Annotated in this window: 23 protein-coding genes; 19 read left to right on the top strand and 4 right to left on the bottom strand. The window is 62.7% G+C overall.

Annotated features, from left to right (window positions below):
• The first annotated feature begins 1 nt into the window (after position 1).
• The 12 genes from ACVW0Y_RS06355 to argE all read left to right on the top strand — a co-directional run bounded on the left by ACVW0Y_RS06355 (position 2) and on the right by argE (position 9,413).
• Entirely contained in the window at positions 2-886 is an 885-nt protein-coding gene (locus ACVW0Y_RS06355) for a DMT family transporter (protein ID WP_457436838.1), read from the top strand.
• Complete coding sequence (locus ACVW0Y_RS06350) at positions 886-1,653, top strand: creatininase (protein WP_457436836.1); 768 nt, start codon at positions 886-888, stop codon at positions 1,651-1,653. Before ACVW0Y_RS06355 ends, ACVW0Y_RS06350 begins: the two co-directional genes overlap by 1 nt.
• On the top strand, positions 1,650-2,279 hold the full coding sequence (locus ACVW0Y_RS06345) for a cysteine hydrolase family protein (protein WP_457436834.1): 630 nt from the start codon (positions 1,650-1,652) through the stop codon (positions 2,277-2,279). The genes ACVW0Y_RS06350 and ACVW0Y_RS06345 overlap by 4 nt, the downstream gene beginning before the upstream one ends.
• The gene (locus ACVW0Y_RS06340; RefSeq protein WP_457436832.1) at positions 2,276-3,058 is read left to right on the top strand and encodes an N-acyl homoserine lactonase family protein; all 783 of its coding nucleotides are present in this window, start codon (positions 2,276-2,278) and stop codon (positions 3,056-3,058) included. The genes ACVW0Y_RS06345 and ACVW0Y_RS06340 overlap by 4 nt, the downstream gene beginning before the upstream one ends.
• Complete coding sequence (locus tag ACVW0Y_RS06335) at positions 3,055-3,849, top strand: hypothetical protein (protein WP_457436831.1); 795 nt, start codon at positions 3,055-3,057, stop codon at positions 3,847-3,849. Before ACVW0Y_RS06340 ends, ACVW0Y_RS06335 begins: the two co-directional genes overlap by 4 nt.
• Positions 3,849-4,685: an ABC transporter permease gene (locus ACVW0Y_RS06330; protein ID WP_457436830.1), complete on the top strand. Its 837-nt coding sequence runs from the start codon at positions 3,849-3,851 to the stop codon at positions 4,683-4,685. The genes ACVW0Y_RS06335 and ACVW0Y_RS06330 overlap by 1 nt, the downstream gene beginning before the upstream one ends.
• Positions 4,686-4,690: 5 nt before the next feature.
• On the top strand, positions 4,691-5,533 hold the full coding sequence (locus ACVW0Y_RS06325) for an ABC transporter ATP-binding protein (RefSeq protein WP_457436828.1): 843 nt from the start codon (positions 4,691-4,693) through the stop codon (positions 5,531-5,533).
• A gap of 334 nt (positions 5,534-5,867) precedes the next feature.
• Positions 5,868-6,500, top strand: coding sequence for a hypothetical protein (locus ACVW0Y_RS06320; protein WP_457436827.1), 633 nt, complete (start codon positions 5,868-5,870; stop codon positions 6,498-6,500).
• Complete coding sequence (locus ACVW0Y_RS06315; protein WP_457436825.1) at positions 6,500-6,928, top strand: hypothetical protein; 429 nt, start codon at positions 6,500-6,502, stop codon at positions 6,926-6,928. The genes ACVW0Y_RS06320 and ACVW0Y_RS06315 overlap by 1 nt, the downstream gene beginning before the upstream one ends.
• Positions 6,929-7,047: 119 nt before the next feature.
• The gene (locus ACVW0Y_RS06310) at positions 7,048-7,473 is read left to right on the top strand and encodes a RidA family protein (protein ID WP_457436823.1); all 426 of its coding nucleotides are present in this window, start codon (positions 7,048-7,050) and stop codon (positions 7,471-7,473) included.
• Positions 7,470-8,147, top strand: coding sequence for a DUF1028 domain-containing protein (locus tag ACVW0Y_RS06305; RefSeq protein WP_457436822.1), 678 nt, complete (start codon positions 7,470-7,472; stop codon positions 8,145-8,147). The genes ACVW0Y_RS06310 and ACVW0Y_RS06305 overlap by 4 nt, the downstream gene beginning before the upstream one ends.
• A gap of 111 nt (positions 8,148-8,258) precedes the next feature.
• Positions 8,259-9,413 carry an acetylornithine deacetylase gene (gene argE, locus ACVW0Y_RS06300; protein WP_457436821.1) on the top strand — a complete coding sequence of 385 codons (1,155 nt, stop codon included), beginning with the start codon at positions 8,259-8,261 and terminating at the stop codon, positions 9,411-9,413.
• A 75-nt stretch (positions 9,414-9,488) separates the two neighbouring features.
• Here argE and ACVW0Y_RS06295 read toward each other — a convergent pair whose 3' ends face one another.
• Positions 9,489-10,400: a LysR family transcriptional regulator gene (locus ACVW0Y_RS06295; protein WP_457436820.1), complete on the bottom strand. Its 912-nt coding sequence runs from the start codon at positions 10,398-10,400 to the stop codon at positions 9,489-9,491.
• 197 nt (positions 10,401-10,597) lie between these two features.
• Between ACVW0Y_RS06295 and ACVW0Y_RS06290 the strand changes: the two genes are divergently transcribed.
• The 7 genes from ACVW0Y_RS06290 (at position 10,598) to ACVW0Y_RS06260 (ending at position 19,254) form a co-directional block, all read left to right on the top strand.
• Entirely contained in the window at positions 10,598-11,386 is a 789-nt protein-coding gene (locus ACVW0Y_RS06290; RefSeq protein ID WP_457436819.1) for a carbon-nitrogen hydrolase family protein, read from the top strand.
• Positions 11,387-11,617: 231 nt separating this feature from the next.
• Positions 11,618-13,105, top strand: coding sequence for an aldehyde dehydrogenase (locus ACVW0Y_RS06285; RefSeq protein WP_457436817.1), 1,488 nt, complete (start codon positions 11,618-11,620; stop codon positions 13,103-13,105).
• A 21-nt stretch (positions 13,106-13,126) separates the two neighbouring features.
• Positions 13,127-14,497, top strand: coding sequence for an aspartate aminotransferase family protein (locus ACVW0Y_RS06280; RefSeq protein ID WP_457436816.1), 1,371 nt, complete (start codon positions 13,127-13,129; stop codon positions 14,495-14,497).
• Positions 14,498-14,781: 284 nt separating this feature from the next.
• Positions 14,782-15,756 (top strand): ABC transporter substrate-binding protein, encoded by a 975-nt coding sequence (locus ACVW0Y_RS06275; RefSeq protein ID WP_457436814.1) that lies wholly within the window; start codon positions 14,782-14,784, stop codon positions 15,754-15,756.
• Between the two features lie 79 nt (positions 15,757-15,835).
• Complete coding sequence (locus tag ACVW0Y_RS06270) at positions 15,836-16,639, top strand: ABC transporter permease (RefSeq protein WP_457436812.1); 804 nt, start codon at positions 15,836-15,838, stop codon at positions 16,637-16,639.
• A 20-nt stretch (positions 16,640-16,659) separates the two neighbouring features.
• Entirely contained in the window at positions 16,660-17,463 is an 804-nt protein-coding gene (locus ACVW0Y_RS06265) for an ABC transporter ATP-binding protein (RefSeq protein WP_457437163.1), read from the top strand.
• 162 nt (positions 17,464-17,625) lie between these two features.
• The gene (locus ACVW0Y_RS06260; RefSeq protein WP_457436811.1) at positions 17,626-19,254 is read left to right on the top strand and encodes a GMC family oxidoreductase; all 1,629 of its coding nucleotides are present in this window, start codon (positions 17,626-17,628) and stop codon (positions 19,252-19,254) included.
• 118 nt (positions 19,255-19,372) lie between these two features.
• Here ACVW0Y_RS06260 and ACVW0Y_RS06255 read toward each other — a convergent pair whose 3' ends face one another.
• The 3 genes from ACVW0Y_RS06255 to phoB all read right to left on the bottom strand — a co-directional run bounded on the left by ACVW0Y_RS06255 (position 19,373) and on the right by phoB (position 22,848).
• Positions 19,373-20,713 (bottom strand): hemolysin family protein, encoded by a 1,341-nt coding sequence (locus tag ACVW0Y_RS06255; RefSeq protein ID WP_457436809.1) that lies wholly within the window; start codon positions 20,711-20,713, stop codon positions 19,373-19,375.
• A gap of 125 nt (positions 20,714-20,838) precedes the next feature.
• The gene (phoR, locus tag ACVW0Y_RS06250) at positions 20,839-22,140 is read right to left on the bottom strand and encodes a phosphate regulon sensor histidine kinase PhoR (RefSeq protein ID WP_457436808.1); all 1,302 of its coding nucleotides are present in this window, start codon (positions 22,138-22,140) and stop codon (positions 20,839-20,841) included.
• 18 nt (positions 22,141-22,158) lie between these two features.
• Positions 22,159-22,848 carry a phosphate regulon transcriptional regulator PhoB gene (gene phoB / locus ACVW0Y_RS06245; RefSeq protein ID WP_108095202.1) on the bottom strand — a complete coding sequence of 230 codons (690 nt, stop codon included), beginning with the start codon at positions 22,846-22,848 and terminating at the stop codon, positions 22,159-22,161.
• Positions 22,849-22,910 lie beyond the last annotated feature (62 nt).

The raw sequence follows: 22,910 nt of genomic DNA, 5'->3' as shown, positions 1-22,910 counted from the left end.
CATGAATCTGTTGCTCAAACCGGAAAGCATTCTGCTGATCGCCGCCGCCATCTGGGGTCTGGGCTGGATGCCGCTGCAGCACTTCGCCGGCCTGGGCCTCAGTGGCATGCCGGTAGTGCTCGCCACCTACGGGCTGCTCTGCGTGCTGGCGGTGCCCTTGCTGCTTTGCCAGCGTCGCGTCTGGTGGCCACAGCGTTATGCCCTGCTGGCTATCGCTGTGTTTGGCGGCTGGGCTACGGCAGGGCTGGTGGGGGCGCTGTCCGAAGGCGATGTGGTGCGCGCCATGCTGTTGTTCTACCTGGCGCCGGTGTGGGCCATGCTCGGTGGTTGGTTGCTGCTCGGCGAACGCCTGACCCTGCTGCGCGTCGGTGCGCTGCTGCTGGCCATGCTCGGTATCGGCCTGACCCTGGGCGTCAGCCGCGACAGCTTCCGTGCCCTGGGTGCCAGCGATTGGCTGGCCCTTAGTGCCGGCCTGGCGTTTGCCATCAACAACCTCGCCACTCGCCATGCCGAACAGATTCCCCTGGCCAGCAAAGCGGTGGTGGCCTTTCTCGGCAGCGCCACGCTGGCGTGGCTGTTCTGCCGCCTGGAAGGCAGCAGCCTGCCGCCCATGGACCTGCTGATGTGGGCCAAGGTCGCGCTGTTCGGTGTGTTCTGGTTGGTCGCCATGGCGGCCGCGCAATACGGTTTTACCCATGTCGAAGCCAGCCGCGCTGCCGTCCTGACGGTGGTGGAATTGGTCGCGGCGGTGCTTAGCTCCGCCTGGTTCGGCGACCGCGAGTTGGGCCTGCGGGAATGGAGCGGTGGTGCGCTGGTGCTGATCGCCGCGCTGCTTGCCGCCCGCCCGCCGCGTCAGCCTTCGTTAACCCCTTGTGAGGTGCAGTGATGACATCCGTACGCATGGACCAACTCAGTTGGGTGGAATACGCGCGCCAGGTGCGCGAACTGTCGCCGGTGGTGTTTCTGCCCTGCGGTGCCACCGAGCAGCATGGCCCGCACCTGCCCCTGGGCACCGACGCGCTGCTGGCCAGCGCCTTGTGTGAAGACGTCGCGGCGAAAGTCGGCGGCCTGGTGGCCCCGGCCTTGTCCTATGGCTACAAGTCGCAGCCCAAATGCGGTGGCGGCAACCATTTCTGCGGCACCACCAGCCTCGACGGGCAAACCTTGATCGCCCTGGTGCGCGACGCCGTGCGCGAGTTCGCCCGCCATGGCGTCACCCGCCTGGTGCTGGTGGACGGTCATTACGAAAACCAGTGGTTTGTCACCGAAGGCATCGAGTTGGCCATGCGCGAACTGGGCAAAGACACCAAGCTGGAAGTGATGCGCCTGGAGCACTGGGATTTTTGCACCGAGCAAACCCTGGCGGCGGTATTCCCCAACGGCTTCCCAGGCTTTGCCCTGGAACATGCGGCGGTGATCGAAACCTCGCTGATGCTGCATTACCTGCCCAACCTGGTCCGCATCGACCTGATCCCCGACGAGCCCCCCGCCGACTTCCCGCCCTACGACATGTACCCCAGTCGCACCGAGTGGGTGCCGGGCTCGGGTGTGCTGTCCTCAGCCAAAGGTTCGACCGCCGAGAAAGGCGCGCGCATGGCTGCCGATATCACCCAGGGCATCGCCCAGGCGGTACGCAAGGAATTCAGACTGTGAGCACGGCGCTGATCGTGATCGATATGCAGCGCGACTTCTGCGCCCCGGGCGGCTATGCCGACCAGGCGGGCCTGGAGATCAGCCTGTTGCGTGCGCCGATCCCGGCCATTCAGCGCCTGCTCGCCCATGCCCGCGCCCAGGGTCTGCTGGTGCTGCATACCCGCGAAGGGCACCGGCCGGACCTGAGTGATCTACCCGCGCCGAAACGCTTGCGCGCCGCCAATGCCGGCGCGCCCATCGGCCACCCCGGCCCGCTGGGGCGTTTGCTGGTGCGCGGTGAATTCGGCCATGACCTGATCGATGAACTGCAACCTTTGCCAGGCGAGCCGGTGATCGACAAGCCCGGCTACAGCGCCTTTGCCAGCACCGATCTGGACCTGTTGCTGCGCAACCGTGGCATTACCGAGCTGTGGATAACCGGGGTGACCACTGAAGTCTGCGTGTCCTCGACCCTGCGCAGCGCGGTGGATCTGGGCTATGCCTGCACCCTGGTCAGCGATGCCTGCGGCTCGGCTTACCCCGAACTGCACGCGGCGGCGCTGGCCATGGTCGATGTGGAAGGTGGCTTGTTCGGGCGGGTGTGCGACAGTCAGCGCTTGATCGCCGAGTGGGAGCAATCGCTATGACCCAAGTGACCAAGCTGTGGCCGCTGCTCACCGCCACCCACCGTTACGACAAGACCATCTCTACCCGCAACCGTGGCCATGGCGTACAGATCGAAGCGCCGATCCTGGCCTACCTGATCGAGACCCGGCACGGGCGCATCCTTTACGACGTGGGCTGCGACTACGCCAAGATCAACGACCCAGTGCAGCGCGCCCGTTGGTATGACCCGGTGGAATTTCCCATGGGCGCACCGCAGATGAGCGAAGAACAACGCCTGCCCGCGCACTTCGCCCGCCTCGGTTTGACCGCGGCGGATATCGACCTGGTGTTTCTCGGCCACCTGCATTTCGACCACGCCGGCGGCCTGTGCGAAGTGTGCGGTGCCGACGTGCATGTGCATGCTGCCGAGCTGGAAGCGGCGCAGGCCAAGGCCGATGACGCGTATTTTGTCGATGACTTTGCCGGCGACTATCGCTGGAAAATCCAGACCGACGAATACGACCTGGTCCCTGGTGTGCGCGCCATCAATACCCCCGGGCATACCGCCGGGCATATGTCCCTGTTGATCGAATTGCCCCAAGGCCGTCCCGTCATTCTGGCGGGCGATGCCGCCGACCTGACAGAAAACCTCGATGACGAAATCGCCCCCGGCACCCTCTGGCAAGAGCGCGAAGACCTGGCGCTCGCCAGCATCCGCAAGCTCAAAGCCCTGGCCAAGGAAACCGACGGCGAGCTGTGGCCCAACCACGATATGGCGTTCTGGCGCGGCCTTAAGCAATTTCCGGAGTACCACTCATGAGCGGCTCACCCTTGCATGCAGCGCCGGTGCCCGAACGTTATCTGGGCGTGTGGCAACGCACCTTGCTGACCACCACCGCCGGCAAACACGACACCAGCACCCAGGTGTACTGGCTGCAAACGGCGCGGCTGTTCGCCGATCTGCGCATTCCTCAGCCGGCACCGAAAACCAGTTGGGAGTTGGCCAACCAGGGCGGCTTTGCCGGCATCACCGAAGTGACCCGCACGGCGTCCGGCGAAGAGCGGTGTCAGTGGCACCGTGCGGTGGATTTCCAACCGCCGCGGGCCAGCGAGGATATCGGCCGCATGCTCTTCGAACGCCCCGACTGCGTGCTGGAAGACGGCCTGGATGACAGCTACCACGAAGTCTGGGAGCGCTTGCCGCATTCCATCGGGCGCAACTGGGGCACCTGGCTGCACGCGGCGGATGGTCGGCAGGGCTGCCTGTTGCTGGCCGGCGACTGTTTTCTGTTTGTCGCCAGCCGCCCTGCGCCGCTGCCGGCGGCCAGCTCTCTGGCCGAGCTACTGGACGGCAGCAGCCACCAGCAGCAGTTGCTCGACTGCGAGCTGTCGTTTGGCCGTCACCAGTACGGGCGGCGGCCGTGGCATATCGAGCTGTCCACCCTGCCTCAGCGCATTGGCCAGAGCTTGCTGCCGGAGATCGTCGACCCCGACCGTAGCGAGCAACTCTGCGCCGCCGACACCCTGGCCTTGCTAGGCCATACGCCGGCCCAGGGCGGCTGGCACCTGCGCGACACCCCGCTTTTTTCCAGTAATGAGGAGGCCTTGTGATGAGCGCCCATCAACCTTTGCCCACTCCTAAAGCGGCCACCCGCCCCAAGCGCCCCAGCTGGTGGGTGATCCGTGGCGAGCTGTCGCGCGGTGCCGTCTGGGGCCTGGCGGCGGCCGGCCTGGTGCTGCCTTTGCTGGTCTGGTGGGCCTACACCGCTGCCGGCCTGGCCAACCCGATGTTTATGCCGGGCCCGGATGCCGTAGTCGCGCGCGTCGGCCATTGGTGGAGCGATGAAGGCTTGCTGGCCGATATCGGCATCAGCGTGTACCGGGTGATGACCGGCTTCCTCGCCTCGGCGTTGTTCGCCTTGCCGCTGGGCCTGTATATCGGCACCTACCGCCCGGTGCAGGCGTTCCTCGAACCGCTGACCGACTTTATCCGCTATATGCCGGCGGTGGCCTTTATCCCGCTGGTGATGCTCTGGGTCGGTATCGATGAAAGCTCCAAGGTGCTGATCATCTTTATCGGCACCTTCTTCCAGATGGTGTTGATGGTGGCCGAAGACGTGCGCCGGGTGCCGATGGCGCAGATCGAAGCGGCGCAGACCATGGGGGCCAGCCGTAGCGAGATCGTCAAGCTGGTGATTCTGCCCTCGGCCCGCCCGGCGCTGCTCGACACCCTGCGCATCACCTGCGGCTGGGCCTGGACCTATCTGGTGGTGGCCGAGCTGGTGGCCGCCAACTCGGGCCTCGGCTACGCCATTCTCAAAGCCCAGCGCTATATGCAAACCGACAAGATCTTCGCCGGCATCATTCTGATCGGCGTTATCGGCCTGCTCACCGACCAGGCGTTCCGCTGGCTCGGCCGTGTGGCCTTTCCCTGGTTGAAGAGGTAATTGTGATGAGCGACGCCAAGATCCAGATCCGCCAGGTCAGCAAGCTCTTCAAAACCCGTGGCCGCGAGGTACAGGCGCTGCAGGACATCAACCTGGCGATCCAGCGCAACGAATTCATCACCTTTGTCGGCGCTTCCGGCTGCGGCAAGTCCACCCTGCTGCGCAGCATCGGTGGCCTGGAACAGCACAGCGAGGGCGAGATTCTGCTCGACGGGCGCGCCGTCAATGGCCCCGGCATCGACCGCGCCATGGTCTTTCAGCACTACAGCCTGTACCCGTGGCTGAACGTGATGCAGAACATCAAGTTCTGCCGCCAGCTCAAGGTGGTGGCCGATACGGTGCACAGCGACGGCGATATCGAAGTGGCCAGCGGCCGCGCCGATGCACTGCTCAATCTGATGGGGCTATCGGCGTTTCACCAGGCCTACCCCAACCAGCTGTCCGGCGGTATGCAGCAACGGGTGGCGATTGCCCGCGCGCTGATGCCCAAGCCGGAAATCCTGCTGATGGACGAACCCTTCGGCGCCCTCGATGCGCAAACCCGTGAGGTGATGCACGACCTGATCCGCCATGTACACCGCCTGGAAAAGAGCACCATCCTGTTCGTCACCCACGATGTGGAAGAGGCGATCTACCTGGGTGGTCGCGTGGTGCTGATGGCGCCACGGCCCGGGCGCATCGACACCATCTACAATGTGCCGCTGCCGGCTGAACGGCATCAGGACATGAAACTGTCAGCTGAATTCCTTACCTTGAAACGCGAGATCCTGGCGCGGATCCGGGAAACCTCGGGGATGAGTACGGATCTGGAGTTATTGGAACAACTGACCCGCACGATGCCGGCTTAACGCGGCCCTGCTTTCTTGTGGGAGGGGCTTCAGCCGCGAGCTCTTGATCTTAAAAGCTCGCGGCTGAAGCCCCTCCCACATTGACCGCGCAGTCTTCTGGTTGCAGTGATCAAGCAACTATCCGCCCTCACCCCGGTCACAGTTGGGCACGGCAAAAACCGAAAGCAGCGGCGATCCGCTCTACGGTGTCGCGCCCGGCCTGGATATTGCTCCGCATCCAGCGCCTCCCTCTAATAAGAATCCCCTTGTTGTATCCCTTGCTGTGTGGCGCTCTGCCAAGAATAATCGCCGCCGTCGAGTGACCGACTGCGGCTGTGTGAATGTGAGGGATAACGTGGAATTTGCCTTGTCGATTGCGCCCTATGCGGGCATTACCGTGATGATTCCGGCCGTGCTGTTGCTGGCGGTATGGCTGAGTTACAGCGCCTCACGCGGCATTGCTGGGCTATGGCTGGCGGTGGTGGTGCTCGCCTATGGTGCGGTGACGGTCAGCAAACTGGCCTTCAAGGGTTGGGGGCATGGCCTGGAAGCCTTGAATATTGCGGTGTTCAGTGGCCATGCGATGAACGCCTGTCTGGTCACCCCAGTGCTGGTAAGCATGCTCGCCCGCCAATGGCATCCACTGCTGCGCTGGCCGGCGGCCGGTCTGGCGCTGATCGGCGCGTGGTATTTCAGCGTGACCGTGGTCGCTCCCTATGTGCACCCCTTGCCCGAAGCCATTGCCGGCGCATTGATCGGCAGCCTGGGCTCGCTGACCTTTCTGCGCCTGGCCGAATATGTGGAAATCCGCCCACTCCCCGCCCGCGCCTTGGCCATGGGCCTGACGCTGATCGCGGTGTGCGCCAGCCTGCCCAAGTACACCGCTGAAGGCTTGCTCAATCACTTCGCCACTACCCTGTCGGGGGCCGAATCGGCCTATACCCGAACCCATTGGCAAGACTCGCCGACGGCGCAGTCTTCACGCTGATGCGCAGGGGCTGGCTGTTTGGCGCGCTGGTCGCGGTGCCGGTGGCAGTGGCGGCTGCTTACCTGTGGGCCAAGGCCGAGCATTACCCGAGCGAGGCGGTGGATCGCGCCCAGGCCTTTATCACCCTGCTGGAAGCCGGCCAGCTGGAACAGGCCCAGGCGCTGGCCTTGCGCAATGAATACGTTGGCCACACCCCGGCCGAGTTCGCCGAGCTGATGACGCGCCAGCTGTGCCGCGTAGACCGTGTGGAATGGACCGCCCCGCCGCAAACCAACGGCAATCGCCTGCGTCGCTGGTGGAATGCTGTGCAAGTGGAAATGCCTGAGGTGGACGTGGAGTTCCAGGGCACCTGCCTGCTCAAGGTCAACCTGCGCTACGGTGAAGATGGCCAGTGGCGGGTGTTCAATATGCAGCGCCACGCCGGCTAGCCGAGCGGCACCCCAGTTTTTGCCTAACCAACGACGACAAAAAACCTAATTTCGCTATTGCCGGGGGCTGGCCAGAATGCAGCCATAGCCACTCCGTCAATCGATTCCAGGGCGTCCCGATGAGCAAACCCACGCACACCCGCATTCGCATGTTCAACACCAAGGACACCTACCCCAACCAGAGCCTGGACAACGACCTGTGCCAGGCCGTACGGGCGGGCAACACCGTGTATGTGCGCGGTCAGGTGGGGACTGACTTCGAGGGCAATCTGGTCGGCCTCGGCGACCCGCGCGCCCAGGCCGAGCAGGCGATGAAAAACCTCAAGCAACTGCTCGAAGAGGCAGGCAGCGACCTCAGCCATATCGTCAAAACCACCACCTACCTCACCGACCCACGCTACCGCGAGCCGGTATACCAGGAAGTGGGCAAGTGGCTGAAAGGCGTGTTTCCGATTTCCACCGGGTTAGTGGTTTCTGCGTTGGGCCAACCCCAGTGGCTGATGGAAATCGATGTAATCGCCGTCATTCCGGATGACTGGGCATGACCTTCTCCATCGTCGGCCGTTGCGCCGAGACCGGCCAACTGGGCATCGCCATCAGCTCTTCCAGCATTGCCGTCGGCGCTCGCTGCCCCTGGGTACGCGGCGGTATCGGCGCGGTGTCGACACAGAACATCACCCTGCCGGCCCTCGGTCCGGAAATTCTCGATTTGCTGGAGCAGGGGGCGAGCGCCAGCGAGGCGCTGGACAAGGCCCTGACCACCCACGGCTTCAGCCAGTTTCGCCAGGTGACGGTGATCGACCACCACGGTGCCACCGCGCTGTTTACCGGCAGCGAAGCCCTGGGTTTGCACAATGCCCTGGCCGGCGAGCAATGCGTGGCGGCGGGTAATCTGCTCTCCAGCCCGCAGGTGATCGAGGCTATGGTGGCCGCGTTCGAAGGCAGCAGTGGTGAAGCCTTGGCGGATCGTCTGCTGGCCGCCATGAATGCAGCGATGGCCGCTGGTGGCGAAGCCGGGCCGGTGCATTCGGCGGCGATGTCGGTGGTCAGTGACTTGCTCTGGCCGATTGTCGATCTGCGCGTGGACTGGGCAGAAGCAGATCCGATTGGCGAGCTGGGCAAGCTGTGGACAGCGTATCGCCCACAGATGCAGGACTACATCACCCGCGCCCTCGACCCGACCAAAGCCCCGAGTTACGGTGTGCCTGGCGACGAATAGCTACTTGCACCCTTCCCTGTAGGAGCGGCTTTAGCCGCGATGCTCTTGAAGATTACAAGCATCGCGGCTAAAGCCGCTCCTACGGGATGAAGTCCAGACTCCGAGAGCGCCATGCCAACCAGCCGCGACGTACTTAACAATCTCATCGCCTTCAACACCGTCAGCCGCGAATCCAACCTGGCGCTGATCGAGTTTATCCGCGACTACCTCAGCGGCCTGGGCATCGACAGCGAGCTGATTTACAGCGACGACCAGCGCAAGGCCAATCTCTATGCCCGTATCGGCCCGTCGATCTGCGGCGGTGTGATGCTCTCGGGCCACAGCGATGTGGTGCCGGTCGACGGCCAGGCGTGGAGCGTGCCGCCCTTCGAAATGACTGAGCGTGACGGCAAGCTGTATGGCCGTGGTACGGCGGACATGAAGGGCTACATCGCTTGCGTGCTCGCCGCCTTGCCGAGCTTTCTCGCCAAGCCGTTGCGGGTGCCGCTGCACCTGGCGTTCTCCTATGACGAAGAGGTTGGCTGCCTTGGCGTGCGCAGCCTGATCGAAGCACTCGAAAGCCGCCCCGAGCGGCCGAGCCTGTGCATCATCGGCGAGCCGACCTTTATGCGCCCGGTGCTTGGCCACAAGGGCAAGCTCGGCATGCGCTGCGAAGTGCATGGCGCGGCCTGCCACTCGGCCTATGCGCCGCAAGGCGTGAACGCCATCGAGTACGCCGCCAGGCTGATCAGCCGCCTGGGTGAAATCGGTCAACGCCTGGCCGCCAAAGAACGTCACGATGCACGCTTCGACCCACCCTATTCCACCGTGCAAACCGGCACCATCAGCGGCGGCAGCGCGCTGAATATCGTCCCCGAACACTGCCGCTTCGATTTTGAAGTACGCACCCTGCCGGCCGACGATGCCGAGCAGATTGCCAGTGAACTGCAGGCTTATGCCGCCGAGCTGGTGCCGCAGATGAACGCGGTGCAACCCGGCACCGGTATTCGTTTCACCCCCATCAGCGCCTACCCCGGACTGGCCACCGCAGCTGACAGCGAAGCGGCGAAACTGCTGGCGTTGATCAGTGGTTCGGCTGATTTCGGCACGGTGGCCTTTGGCACTGAAGGCGGCTTGTTCGATCAGGCGGGGATTGCCACCGTGGTGTGCGGGCCGGGGAGCATGGACCAAGGGCATAAGCCCGATGAGTTTGTCAGCCTCGACCAGCTCGACCAGTGCGGTGAGATGCTGGCGCGGTTGGCGGCATGGATGCAGGAAGTCCCCTGACACCCCGTACCCCCGTAGGAGCGGCTTTAGCCGCGATGCTCTTGAAGATCACAAGCATCGCGGCTAAAGCCGCTCCTACGAGGATTGAGGGCCCAGCTGCTGCTGACAATAATCGGCAAACAACTGCGCCGACTTGGTCAGCTGCGAACGCTTCAGCCACGCCGCCACCAGCCCCGAGCCGGTGACGTCTTCGGCAATATTCACGGCCACCACTTTCTGCCCGTCATAGGTGCATTCCGAGTGCGGGCGAGTGACCAACACCGAAAATCCAAAGCCCTGCCCGACCATGCCGCGGACCATCTCGATGGAGGGCGAGCTGAAGGCGATATGCGGGGTCAGGCCCAGCTCTTCGAACAGGCTGACGAAGTAGGTCCGGCTCGGTAGTACGTCCAGCAGAATCATCGGTTCCAGCGCCAGATCGCGCAGCGACACCTGGGCTTGCTGGGCAAAGCGGTGGTCGGCTGGCAGCAGTGCATAGGGGCGCTGCGGCGGCATCAGTTCCTGGGTTTCGATGGTGCCGTCGAGGTCGTGGTCGTAGAGAATCGCCAGGTCGAAACTGCCGGAGGTCAGGCCCTGTACCAGTTCCTGTTGCTCGCCATCGCGGATGCGGATTTCCACGCCGGGATACAGCGCGTTGAAGCCGGCAATCAGGCGCGGCAGATACAGCGGTGCCACGGTTTCGAAGCAGCCGATATCGATCTGCCCGGCAATGATGTCGTTGTCGGCCAGGGCGTTCTGTTCGAACTCCTTGGCCATGCGCAGCAGTTCCTGGGCCTTGCGGTAAAAGCGCGCGCCGCTGGGGGTCAGGGACACGCCCTGGGCGTGATGGCGGATAAACAGCTGCACGCCGAAGCTTTCCTCCAGGCCCTTGATCGCCGTGGAAATCGACGGCTGGGCGATATACAGCTTGCGCGAGGCCTCGGCGACGCTGCCGCACTCCACGGTGGTGACGAAATATTTAAGTTGGCGCAGGGTATAGGCAGCCACGACAGACCTCGGCTAGGACATTTCCGTGCACACCTTACCGCGTTGGCGCAGCGGTCGTGGTTCGGCGTACACACCTTTTTTCGCGGCACAGGGCATATTTTTCTTGGCCAGGCCCTTGCTTCAGACAATCACCAATTCGTAGCAAAACCCATACACAGTCTCCAAAACAACAGGGTTGCATCCCGGGAGGAAACCGCATGCGTCTGGCGCTCTGGCAAACCGAAGGCCACCCCGGCGATATCGCCGCCAACCTCGCCGACCTGGCCGTGCAGGCCCGCGCGGCTGCGTCTGCTGGTGCGCAATTGTTGCTGTGTTCGGAGCTGTGGCTGGGCGGCTATAACCTGCGTGCACAACAGGCCGAAGCGGCCGATGGGCCTTCAGCGCAGCACATCGCCGAGCTGGCCCGTGAGCATGGCATCGCCATCTGTTACGGCTATGCCGAAAGCCACGAGGACGGCGGCAAACCCTATAACTCGGCGCAGGTGATCGATGCCAACGGCACTCGCCTGAGCAACTACCGCAAGACCCATCTGTTCGGCACCTTCGAGCGCACCCTGTTCACCCCGGGCGAACGCCTGGAAAAGCCTTTCGAGTTCGCGGGCTGGAGCATCGGTCTGTTGATCTGCTTCGACGTCGAATTCCCCGAGAACGTGCGCAAGCTGACCCTGGAAGGCACCGAGCTGCTGCTGATCCCCACCGCACTCACTCCCGAATACCGCGCCGTGCCCGACCTGATCGTGCCGGCCCGCGCCGTGGAAAATCAGCTGTTCGTTGCCTACTGCAACCACAGCGGCATCGAAGCCGGGCTGGCCTTTCTCGGCGGCTCCTGCGTGGCGGCACCGGATGGCAGCAAGCTGGCCAGCGCGGGCAATGGCGAGGCGTTGTTGGTGGTGGACTTGGACCATGGCCAGCGGGCAGCGCAGGAAGGCACCTTCCCCTACCTGGCTGGCCGCCGCCCGGAGCTGTACGACGGCCTCGACCTGTAACTCGGTCCCCGTAGGAGCGGCTTCAGCCGCGATGCTCTTAAAATCAAAAGCATCGCGGCTAAAGCCCCTCCTACGGGGTGGTGCACTTTTATCTGGCACCCGGCACCACCTCGGTGCAGCCCAAAGCAGCTTTTTCATATACCCCGAAGACATTTTTAATAATTTTCCTATGCAGCCCGTTCCGCCACCATCGCTCTCACCAAAAGGTTTATCGGTGAAAGGGGCGACGGGGTGTTTGAGCTTAACGATTGGCAACAACGGGCCGCTGCCCAGCGCTTTCCAACGCTGGCGATGATCGACGGGCAACAGCTGCCGGCACAGTCCGGGGCGACCTTTGCCGCGATCAACCCGGCCACCGGTGAAACCCTGGCCCAGGTTGCCGCCTGTGGCGCGGCGGATGTCGATGCTGCCGTTCGTGCAGCGCGCCGGGCATTCGAGGCCGGGATCTGGTCGCAACGTTCTCCCACCGAGCGCAAAGCCGTGTTGCTGCGTCTGGCCGAGCTGATTCTTGAGAACCGCGAAGAGCTGGCGCTGCTCGATTCACTGAACATGGGCAAGCCGGTGATGGATGCCTACAACGTCGACGTGCCAGGCGCCGCTGGCGTGTTCCGCTGGTACGCCGAGGCGCTGGACAAGCTCTACGACGAAATCGCCCCCAGCGCGCAAAACGTGCTTGCCACCATCACCCGTGAAGCCTTGGGTGTGGTCGCCGCCGTGGTGCCATGGAATTTCCCCCTGGACATGGCCGCCTGGAAGCTCGCCCCGGCCCTGGCGGCCGGCAACTCGGTGCTGTTGAAGCCGGCTGAGCAGTCGCCGTTCTCGGCATTGCGTCTGGCCGAGCTGGCGCTGCAAGCGGGTATTCCGGCCGGCGTGCTCAACGTGTTGCCGGGCCTGGGCGAACACGCCGGCAAGGCCATGGGCCTGCACCCGGATATCGATTGCCTGGCGTTCACCGGCTCCACCGAGGTGGGCAAATATTTTATGCAGTACTCCGCGCAGTCGAACCTCAAGCAGGTGTGGCTGGAGTGTGGCGGCAAGAGCGCCAATCTGGTGTTCGCCGACTGCGACCTGGACCTGGCCGCCGAGAAAGCCGCGTTCGGCATCTTCTTCAACCAGGGCGAAGTGTGTTCGGCCAACTCGCGCTTGCTGGTGGAGCGCTCGGTTCACGATGAATTCGTCGAGCGTCTGGTGGCCAAGGCGCAAGGCTGGCAACCGGGTGATCCGCTGGACCCGAACAGCACCACCGGTGCCATCGTTGAAGCGCGCCAGACCGAACGGGTGATGGGCTATATCCGCGGTGCCCATGAGCAAGGTGCACGCCTGGCTTGTGGCGGCGAGCAGCTGACCTTCAATGGCTCCAACAACTTTATTCAGCCGACCATTTTTACCGGCGTCACCCCTGACATGCGCCTGGCCCAGGAAGAAGTCTTCGGCCCGGTGCTGGCAGTGATCCCGTTCGACACCGAGGAAGAGGCCGTGCGCCTGGCCAACGACAGCATCTACGGCCTGGCCGCTTCCCTGTGGACCGACAACCTGCACCGCGCTCACCGGGTGGCCCGGCAATTGCGCGCTGGCACTGTGTCGGTGAATACCGTCGATGCCCTGGACGTCAGCACGCCTTTTGGTGGCGGCAAGCAATCCGGTTTCGGCCGCGACCTCTCGCTGCATTCCTTCGACAAATACACGCAGCTGAAGACCACCTGGTTTCAGCTCAGATAAGAAAGATCCGGAGACATTTAGATGACTGCCAAACGCGCCACCAGCGACTACCAAGCCTCTGACGCCGCTCACCACATCCACGCTTTTCTCGACCAGAAAGCGCTGAACGCCGAAGGGCCACGGGTGATAGTGCGTGGCGAGCGTTTGCACCTGTGGGACAACGACGGCAACAGCTACCTGGACGGCATGTCCGGCCTGTGGTGCACCAACCTTGGTTATGGCCGCCGCGATCTGTCGGCCGCCGCCACCCAGCAAATGGAGCAGTTGCCGTACTACAACATGTTTTTCCACACCACCCACCCGGCAGTGGTGGAGCTTTCCGAGCTGCTATTCAGCCTGCTGCCCGGCCACTACAGCCATGCGATCTATACCAACTCCGGCTCCGAGGCCAACGAGGTACTGATCCGCACCGTGCGCCGCTACTGGCAGATTCTCGGCAAGCCCGAGAAGAAAATCATGATCGGCCGCTGGAACGGTTACCACGGCTCCACCCTGGCAGCCACGGCCCTGGGCGGGATGAAATTTATGCACGACATGGGCGGCATGATTCCCGATGTCGAGCACATCGACGAGCCGTACTGGTACGCCCACGAGGGCAACCTGACGCCGGCCGAATTCGGCCTGAAAGCCGCACAACAGCTGGAAGAGAAAATCCTTGAACTGGGTGCCGAAAACGTTGCCGGTTTTATCGCCGAGCCGTTCCAGGGCGCTGGCGGCATGATCTTCCCGCCGGAAAGCTACTGGCCGGAAATTCAGCGCATTTGCCATAAGTACGACGTGCTGCTGTGCGCTGACGAAGTGATTGGCGGCTTCGGTCGCACCGGCGAATGGTTCGCCCACGAGTACTTCGGTTTCGAACCCGACACCCTGTCCATCGCCAAGGGCCTGACCTCCGGCTATATCCCCATGGGCGGCCTGATCCTCAGCAAGCGTCTGGCAGAAGTACTGGTGGAACAGGGCGGCGTATTTGCCCACGGCCTGACCTACTCCGGCCACCCGGTGGCAGCGGCTGTCGCCATCGCCAACCTCAAGGCGCTGCGTGATGAAGGCGTGGTCACCCAGGTGAAAACCGACACCGGCCCGTACCTGCAAAGCTGCCTGCGCGAAGTGTTCGGCAACCACCCGCTGGTGGGCGAAATCCAGGGCGCTGGCCTGGTCGCCGCGCTGCAATTTGCCGAAGACAAAACCACCCGCAAACGCTTCGCCAATGAAAACGACATCGCCTGGCGCTGCCGCACCATCGGTTTTGAAGAGGGTTTGATTATTCGCTCGACCCTGGGCCGGATGATCATGGCACCGGCGTTGGTGGCGACCCGTGGTGAGCTGGATGAGTTGGTGGCCAAGACCAAGCGGGCGGTTGACCGTACGGCGCAGGAGATCGGTGTTCTTTAACCAATCGAAGCTCCATGTGGGAGGGGCTTTAGCCGCGATGCTTTTGATCTGAAAGCTCACCCTCATTTAATCGAGAGACATGTAGGAGAGGCTTTGGCCATGAGCTCGGCGCTACTTTCATCGCGGCTAAAGCCCCTCCCACAGAAAATCAAGAACAGAACACGCAACACCGCAGAACAAGAACCCCGCCCGACAGAGGCGCGGGTCACGGAACAACTTGGCCGATGGCCGTACTGCCCCGCAATTCAATCAATAACTAAGCCTTCAGGCTGTGGGAGTGTTCCATGCGTAAGTCCTTGCTCAAGCGTGTCTCGCTGTCCCTCGTTTTAGCGGCCGTCGCCACTGGCGCGCAGGCTGGCAAATTGTCCATCGGCCACACCACCTGGGTGGGTTACGGCACCCTGTACCTGGCTCGCGACCTGGGCTACTTCAAAGATGCGGGCCTGGACCTGGAACTGACCACCATCGAAGAAGCCTCGATGTATATGGCTGCTCAGGCCTCGGGCAAGCTCTCCGGTTCAGCCTCCACCATCGACGAAATCCTCAAGTACCGCTCCAAGGACTTCTGCTTCAAAACCGTGGCCGCGCTGGATGAAAGCCATGGCGGCGACGGCATCGTGGTGACCAAAGACATCAAGAGCATCAAAGACCTCAAAGGCAAATCGGTGGCCGTGAACGAGGGCTCGGTGTCGCAGTTCTGGCTGTCCTACCTGCTGAAGAAAGAAGGCATGAGCATGGCCGACGTCGAGGTGCAGAACATGACCGCCGACGATGCCGCCAGCGCCTTTATCGCCGGCCGCATTCCCGCTGCCGTGACCTGGGAACCAAACCTGACCATGGTCAAGCAGAAGGGCACCGGCACTGTGCTGGTGGACAGCTCGGCTACCCCTGGCGTGATCGTCGATGTGGTCGCGCTGTCCTGCGATGTGATCGAAAAACAACCTGAGGATGTGAAAGCCCTGGTGGCCGGTCTGTACAAGGCCGTGCAGTACACCAAGGACCATCCAAAAGAGGCCTACACCATCATGGCCAAAGGCGTGGGCGGCTACCTGTCCAAGCCGGAGGACCTGGCAGAAGCGGCCAAGGGCGTGAAGTTCTACGACCAGCCGATGAGCGAAAAACTGTTGGGCACCCAGGGCAAGCCCGGTGATATCGCCGAGATCATCCGCCTGGCCAACGAAACCTGGAGCGAGCTGCAAGGCAAGCCGTTCGCGGTGAGCTACGACGACCTGGTGGATACCTCGTTCGTCACCCCGTAACGCCTTTCACGCTGCGTGTTCCGGCACGCAGCGTGCTTCTCTCTGCCTTGTTTTTCCTGCCTTATGTGGAGGTGGCGCTGTGGCCACTGCTCGTTCCTGGATCAACCGCTGCCTGACCCCCAAGGTCGGCCTGCCGGTGAAACTCATCTTCGCCGCGAGCACCCTGTGCTGGTTGGCGGTTCTCGGCCTGTGGGTCGGGTTGTCTTATGGCGGCGTGGTGCCGACCATGTTTCTGCCCACCCCGGGTGCGGTGTTCGACGCCGCCGTGCGCCTGAGCAACGATGGCACTCTGGCCAAACACGTGGGTGCCAGCCTTGAGGTGGTGCTGATCGGCTTTGCCATTTCTTCCCTGGTGGCGGTGCCCCTGGGCCTGCTGATGGGCAGCTTCCGGATCGTGCAGGCGTTCCTTGAGCCGCTGGTGAACTTTATCCGTTACCTGCCGGTGACCTCGTTCGTGCCGCTGTTCATTCTGTGGATCGGCATCGGCCTGGAGCAGCGGGTGGCGGTGATTATCTTCGGCACCTTCTTTCAGCAGCTGGTGATGATCGCCGATGTGTCCAAAGGCGTTTCCAAGGACCTGGTAAATGCCAGCTACACCCTCGGCGCCACCCGCCGTGATGTGGTCTTTCATGTACTCGGCCCGGCCTCGCTGCCCGGCGTGCTCGACACCTTGCGGGTGACCATGGGCTGGGCCTGGACCTACCTGGTGGTGGCTGAACTGGTGGCGGCTTCCAGCGGCCTCGGTTACATCAGCCTGAAGGCCATGCGCGGCTTCCAGGTGGATGTGATCTTCCTCGCCATCGCCATCATCGGCCTGCTGGGCCTGATCACCGACCAACTCTTTCGTCTGCTCCGTCTGAGGATTGCCGCATGGGCACAATAGCCTCCACCAAGCCCTACATCATGCCGGCGCTCAGTGAGTACGCCGCTGTGGAAAGCCGCCTCAAGGTGGAGGGTGTCAGCCTGCGTTATCAGTCGCCCAGTGGCGAAACCTTTACCGCGCTCGACAACGTTTCGTTCGAAGTGCCGGACCAGCAATTTGCGGTGATCGTCGGCCCCTCGGGCTGCGGTAAATCGAGCCTGCTGTACCTCACCGCCGGTCTGGCCGAGCCCAGCGATGGTGCCATCTACGTAGGTGGCAAAAAGGTCGACGGCCCGGGCGCTGATCGCGGCATGGTGTTCCAGAGCTACACCCTGTTTCCGTGGCTGACGGTGCGCCAGAACATCGAGTTCGGCCTCAAACGCCGCGGTTTGCCGGGCGATGAAATCAACACCATCGTCGAGTTCTATCTGAACGAAGTGGGCCTGAGCAAATTCGCCCAGCATTACCCCAAGCAGCTCTCCGGCGGCATGATGCAGCGCGTGGCGATTGCCCGCGCGCTGGCCAACGACCCGCAGATTCTGCTGATGGACGAACCCTTCGGTGCCCTCGACAGCCAGACCCGTCTGCAGATGCAGCAGCTGCTGCTGCAGGTGTGGGGCAACGCGAAGAAGACCGTGGTGTTCGTGACCCACGACATCGACGAAGCCATTCTGCTGGCCGACCGCATCTACGTGATGGGCGCGCGGCCTGGGCGGATCAAGGAAATCCTCGACGTACCCATCGACCGCCCGCGCTCGCTGGATGTGGTGATGGAGCCGGAGTTCATCCGCATGAAGCGGCGGATTCTGGAGCTGCTGCACGATGACCTCGCTGAGGTGCATTAACACCACTCTTCCCACCCCAACACCGTCATTCCAGCGCAGGCTGGAATCCAGAATTTCGCAGGAATACGTCGGTGGTTTTGCAATCACCGCCCCTGATTGCCGGACCACTGGATCCCGGCCTACGCCGGGATGACGGTGGTTTTGGTACAGACCGAGGCCTCCATGTCTGAGCAATTCGACTACATCATCGTCGGCGCCGGCTCGGCCGGTTGCGTATTGGCCAATCGCCTGAGCGCCGACCCCGCCGTGCGCGTGTGCTTATTGGAAGCCGGCGGCAGCGATGCCAGCCCTCGGGTGCAAACCCCGGCCGGCACCATCACCTTGTACAAGAGCAAAATCTTCAGCTGGAATTTTTTCTCCACGCCGCAGAAAGAACTCAACAACCGCCGCCTGCACACCCCACGGGGCAAGGCCCTGGGCGGTTCCAGCTCGATGAACAGCATGATCTATATCCGTGGCGACGCCTCGGATTACGACCGCTGGGCCGAGCACGGCTGTGCCGGCTGGAGCTGGGCAGATGTACTGCCGCTGTTCAAGAAATCCGAGCGCAACCTGCTCGGCCAGAACCCGGCGCTGCATGGCACCCTCGGCGAGTTGCTGGTGGACCGCGCGCGTGACCCCAACCCGCTGTCTTCGCTGTTTGTAAAAGCGGCTGCGCGGGTGGGCATCAAGACCAATGACGACTTCAATGGCGGCGAGCTGGAAGGCGCGGGCATCTACAGCCTCACGCAGAAGAACGCCAAGCGCCTGTCCGCCTACCGCGCCTTTGTCGCGCCGGTACGCGAGCGGGCGAACCTGACGGTGCTGACCGGCTGCAACGTGCAGACGCTGCTGTGCGAAGGCACTCAGGTGCGTGGTTTGCACCTGCTCAAAGACGGCCAGCCACTGACCCTGAATTGCAGTCGCGAAGTGATTCTGTGTGCCGGTGCCATTGGCTCGCCGCAGATTCTGCTTAACTCCGGCATCGGCCCGCGCGCCGAGCTGGAAGCCGCCGGCGTGCCGGTGGTGTGCGATTCGCCCGGTGTCGGTAAGAACCTGCAGGACCACCTCGACGGCCTGATTACCGTGCGTTCAACCAGCCCGCTGACCCTGGGGTTTTCCTGGGGCTCGCTGGGTAGCATCCTGGCTTCGCCGTTCAAATACCTGCTGCAAAAAAAGGGTTGGCTGACCACCAACTATGTGGAAGCCGGCGGCTTTGCCCGCACGCCATTGGCCGAGGCGTTGCCCGATGTGCAGTTTCACTTTGTGCCGGGCTACCGAAGCCACCGTGGCCGGCTGTTCGAATGGGGTCATGGCTACGCCGTGCACACCTGCGTGTTGCGACCGAAATCCATTGGTGAACTGCGCCTGAGCCCACAGCGCGAACTGGAGATCGACTACAACTTCCTCGCCGATATGGATGATGCCAAGGTGCTGATCGAGGGCCTCAAGCTGGCGCGCAAGGTGCTCGCCGACAACAGCTTCGACGGCTTGCGCGGCAAGGAAATGCTGCCCGGCACCGAGGTGCAGAGTGACGAGCAGCTACTGGCCTATATCCGCGAATACGCCGCCACCGTGTTTCACCCGGTGGGCACCTGCAAGATGGGCGTGGATGCCCTGAGCGTGGTCACGCCGCAGCTGGAGGTGATAGGTGTGCAGGGCCTGCGGGTGGCCGATGCGTCGATCATGCCGACGCTGATCAGCGGTAACACCAATGCGCCGTGCATCATGATTGGCGAGAAGGCGGCGCAGATGATTGTGGCGGGGAAGGTGACGACGTCCGCCAGCCAAAACACCGTCGTCCCAGCGTAGGCTGGGACCCAGAATATTGCAGGAGAACAGCGCTCGTTCAGCGAGTACCGAACCGGATTGCCGGACCACTGGATCCCGGCCTACGCCGGGACGCCGGGGGTTTTGACTGGAAGCGGGGTTAATCCAGCTTCACAACCTTGGCCAAGATCACCTTCGGCCCTTTCATCTTCTTGATGATGATGCGCAGGCCTTCGACGTCGAGCACTTCTTCCTCTTCCGGCATGCGGTTGAGGGTTTCGTAGATCAGCCCGGCCAGGGTTTCCGCTTCGATATGGTCAAGATCGACGCCCAGTAAGCGTTCGACTTTGAACAGCGGGGTATCGCCACGCACCAGCAGTTTGCCGGGTTGGTAAGCGAGGATGCCGCGTTCGGCCTTGCGGTGTTCGTCCTGAATATCGCCCACCAGGGCTTCCAGCACGTCTTCCATGGTCAGGTAGCCGATCACCTTGCCGTCGGCTTCTTCCACCAGGGCGAAGTGCGAGCCGCCTTTGCGGAATTCTTCCAGCAGGGTGGACAGCGGCATATGCCGGGTAACGCGCTCCACGGGCATCATCAGGTCGCTGATTTTCAGCGCCGAGGGCAGCATTTCCAGCAGCGACAGGTGCAGCAGCAGATCCTTGATATGCAACACGCCGACGAATTCTTCGCTTTCCTCGTTGTACACCGGGTAACGGCTGTACTTGTGCCGGCGGAACACGGCGAACACTTCGTGCAGCGCGGCATTCAGGTTCAGGTACACCAGGTCTTCGCGCGAATTCGCCCAGTCGACCACTTCCAGTTCGCCCATTTCCACGGCCGAGGCCAGCACGCGCATGTCCTGGTCGCTGGGGTCGCTGGCACGGCTGGAGTGCAGGATCAGTTTCAGTTCGTCGCGGCTGTAGTGGTGCTCGTGGTGCGGGCCGGGCTCACCTTGGCCGGCGATACGCAGAATGGCGTTGGCGCTGGCGTTGAGGATAAAGATGGCCGGGTACATGGCCCAGTAGAACAGGTACAGCGGCGCAGCGGTCCACAGCGACAGCAGCTCGGGCTGGCGGATCGCCCAGGACTTGGGGGCCAGCTCGCCGACGACGATGTGCAGGTAGGAAATGATAAAGAACGCGGTGAAGAACGCGATGCCGTGGACCAGCTGTGGCGAGTCCACGCCCATGCTGTGCAGCAACGGCGTCAGCAGCTCGGCGAACGCCGGTTCACCAACCCAGCCCAGACCCAGCGAGGCCAGGGTGATACCCAGCTGGCAGGCGGACAGGTAGGCGTCGAGCTGGTTGTGTACGGTGCGCAGAATATGGCCGCGCCAGCCGTTCTTGGCGGCGATGGCGTCAACCCGGGTGGCGCGCAGTTTGACGATGGCGAATTCCGCAGCAACGAAGAAGCCGTTAAGCAGAACCAGCAGAAGTGCGAAGAGGATAAGGCCGAAGTCGGCGAAATAAGTGGCGGCGTCGTAACTAGGAGAAGGGTCCATAGGGGTGGTTCAGAGTGTCCAGACTTGTAGGTTGAGTAATAGGTTGGCAGCGGCGCTTCAGGCACCGCCAGATCAGCAGACTAGCCGCTAGCGGGGCGCTTGCCCAGCCTCGAACTGTTGCAGGATTAGCGTCTGACCACCTGCGCCGGGGCAAAGTGGCAAGTAAATGTGCTGCCTTTGCCTGGCACGCTGCTGATATCCAGGCGCGCACGGTGGCGCAGCAGTACATGCTTGACGATGGCCAGACCAAGCCCGGTACCGCCGGTATTGGAGGCGCGGCTGGAGTCTACCCGGTAGAAACGTTCGGTCAGGCGCGGCAGGTGCTTGGCGTCGATGCCGATGCCGCTGTCCTGCACGGCAAGGTGCGCGCCATGCTCATCGGCCCACCAGCGCACACGGATTTCGCCATTGTCCGGGGTGTATTTCACCGCGTTGAACACCAGGTTGGAGAAGGCGCTGCGCAGCTCCGCTTCGCTGCCCTTCAGGCGGATGCTGTTGTCAGTTTCCAGGCTGATGCGGTGGTTACGCCCGTTGGACAGCGCCTGGGCGTCGCTCTTGATCGACAGCAGCAGCAGGTCCACCGCCACCGGCTGGTTGTCCGAGGGGTAGTCGGTGGCTTCCAGCTTGGCCAGCAGCAGCAGGTCGTTGAGCAGGTTCTGCATGCGCCCGCCTTGCTGCTGCATCTGTTGCAGCGCCCGCAGCCAGCGCGGGTTCACTTCTTCGACGTTATCCAGCAGGGTTTCCAGGTAGCCGGCAATCACCGTCAGCGGCGTGCGCAGCTCGTGGGAAACGTTGGCGATAAAGTCTTTACGCATTTGCTCGAGCTGGTGCATGCGGGTGATGTCACGCACCAGCATCAGGTGTTCACCGTTGCCGTACTGGGTGATATGGAACTGCAGGTGCATGCGGTCATTGATCGGCGAGATCAGTTCCAGCGGCTCGGGGTGCGCGGGCAGTTCGAAGTAGTCTTTGAAGCGCGGATGGCGAACCAGGTTGGTCACCGGCTGGCCGCTGTCCTGTGGCGTTTTCAGACCCAGCAGGGTTTCCGCGGCGCGGTTCCACCATTCCAGGTTGCCGTCGTTATCGAGCATCACCACGGCGTCGTTCAGCGCCGCAGTGGACTCCTGGACGCGGTCGATCACCGCTTGCAGACGGCCGCGCACACGTTGGTCGCGGCGTTGCAGATGGTAGATGCTGTCGAATACCTCGCCCCACAGGCCATAGCCGTCGGGCGGTGGCTGGTCGGTCTGGTGGTGCTTGAGCCAGTTGTGCAGGCGCAGCAGTTGGGCAAGGGTCCAACCCAGGTAGACGCCGAGGCCGACCACCAGGCTCCAGGCATATTCACCGCTGATCAGGCCCACCAGCAGGCAGGCACCGATCAGCAGTAACAAGCGGCGGATAACGACGCCACGCCAGTCTTGATTCACAGAGTAAGAGTTCCCGACCTAGCTTTTGGTGGAGAAACGATACCCGGTGCCACGCACGGTCTGCACCAGGTTCTCGTACACCTCGCCCAGAGCCTTGCGCAGGCGGCGGATATGCACGTCGACGGTACGTTCTTCTACGTAGACGTTGCCGCCCCAGACCTGGTCCAGCAACTGGCCACGGGTATAGGCGCGTTCCTGGTGGGTCATAAAGAACTGCAACAGACGGTATTCGGTGGGGCCCATGTCGGCCGGTTTGCCGTCGATGGTTACGCGGTGGCTGATGGGGTCGAGCAACAGGCCGCCGACTTCGATGGGGGTGTCGCTGTCGCCGGTGCCGGCGCGGCGCAGTACCGCTTTCAGGCGCGCCACCAGCTCGCGGGGCGAGAACGGTTTGGTGATGTAGTCGTCGGCGCCGACTTCCAGACCCTGGATCTTGTTGTCCTCTTCACCCTTGGCGGTGAGCATGATGATCGGGATATTGCCGGTCAGTTCGTCACGCTTGAGGCGCCGGGCCAATTCGATGCCGGAGGTGCCGGGTAGCATCCAGTCCAGCAGGATCAGGTCGGGCTTGCGGTCGACGATGATGGCATGGGCCTGTTGGGTATTCTCGGCTTCCAAGCACTCGTACCCGGCCATTTCCAACGCCACTGCGATCATTTCGCGGATCGGCGCTTCGTCATCAACGATCAGAATGTTCTTACCAACCATGGAGCAAAACCTCGGGTCGTTTAATCTGTCTTGCGGCGCATTAGATAACGGAATTATTGCAG

Source organism: Pseudomonas sp. TE3786 (assembly GCF_054057335.1).
This window is presented reverse-complemented; position numbering and strand designations above follow the sequence as displayed.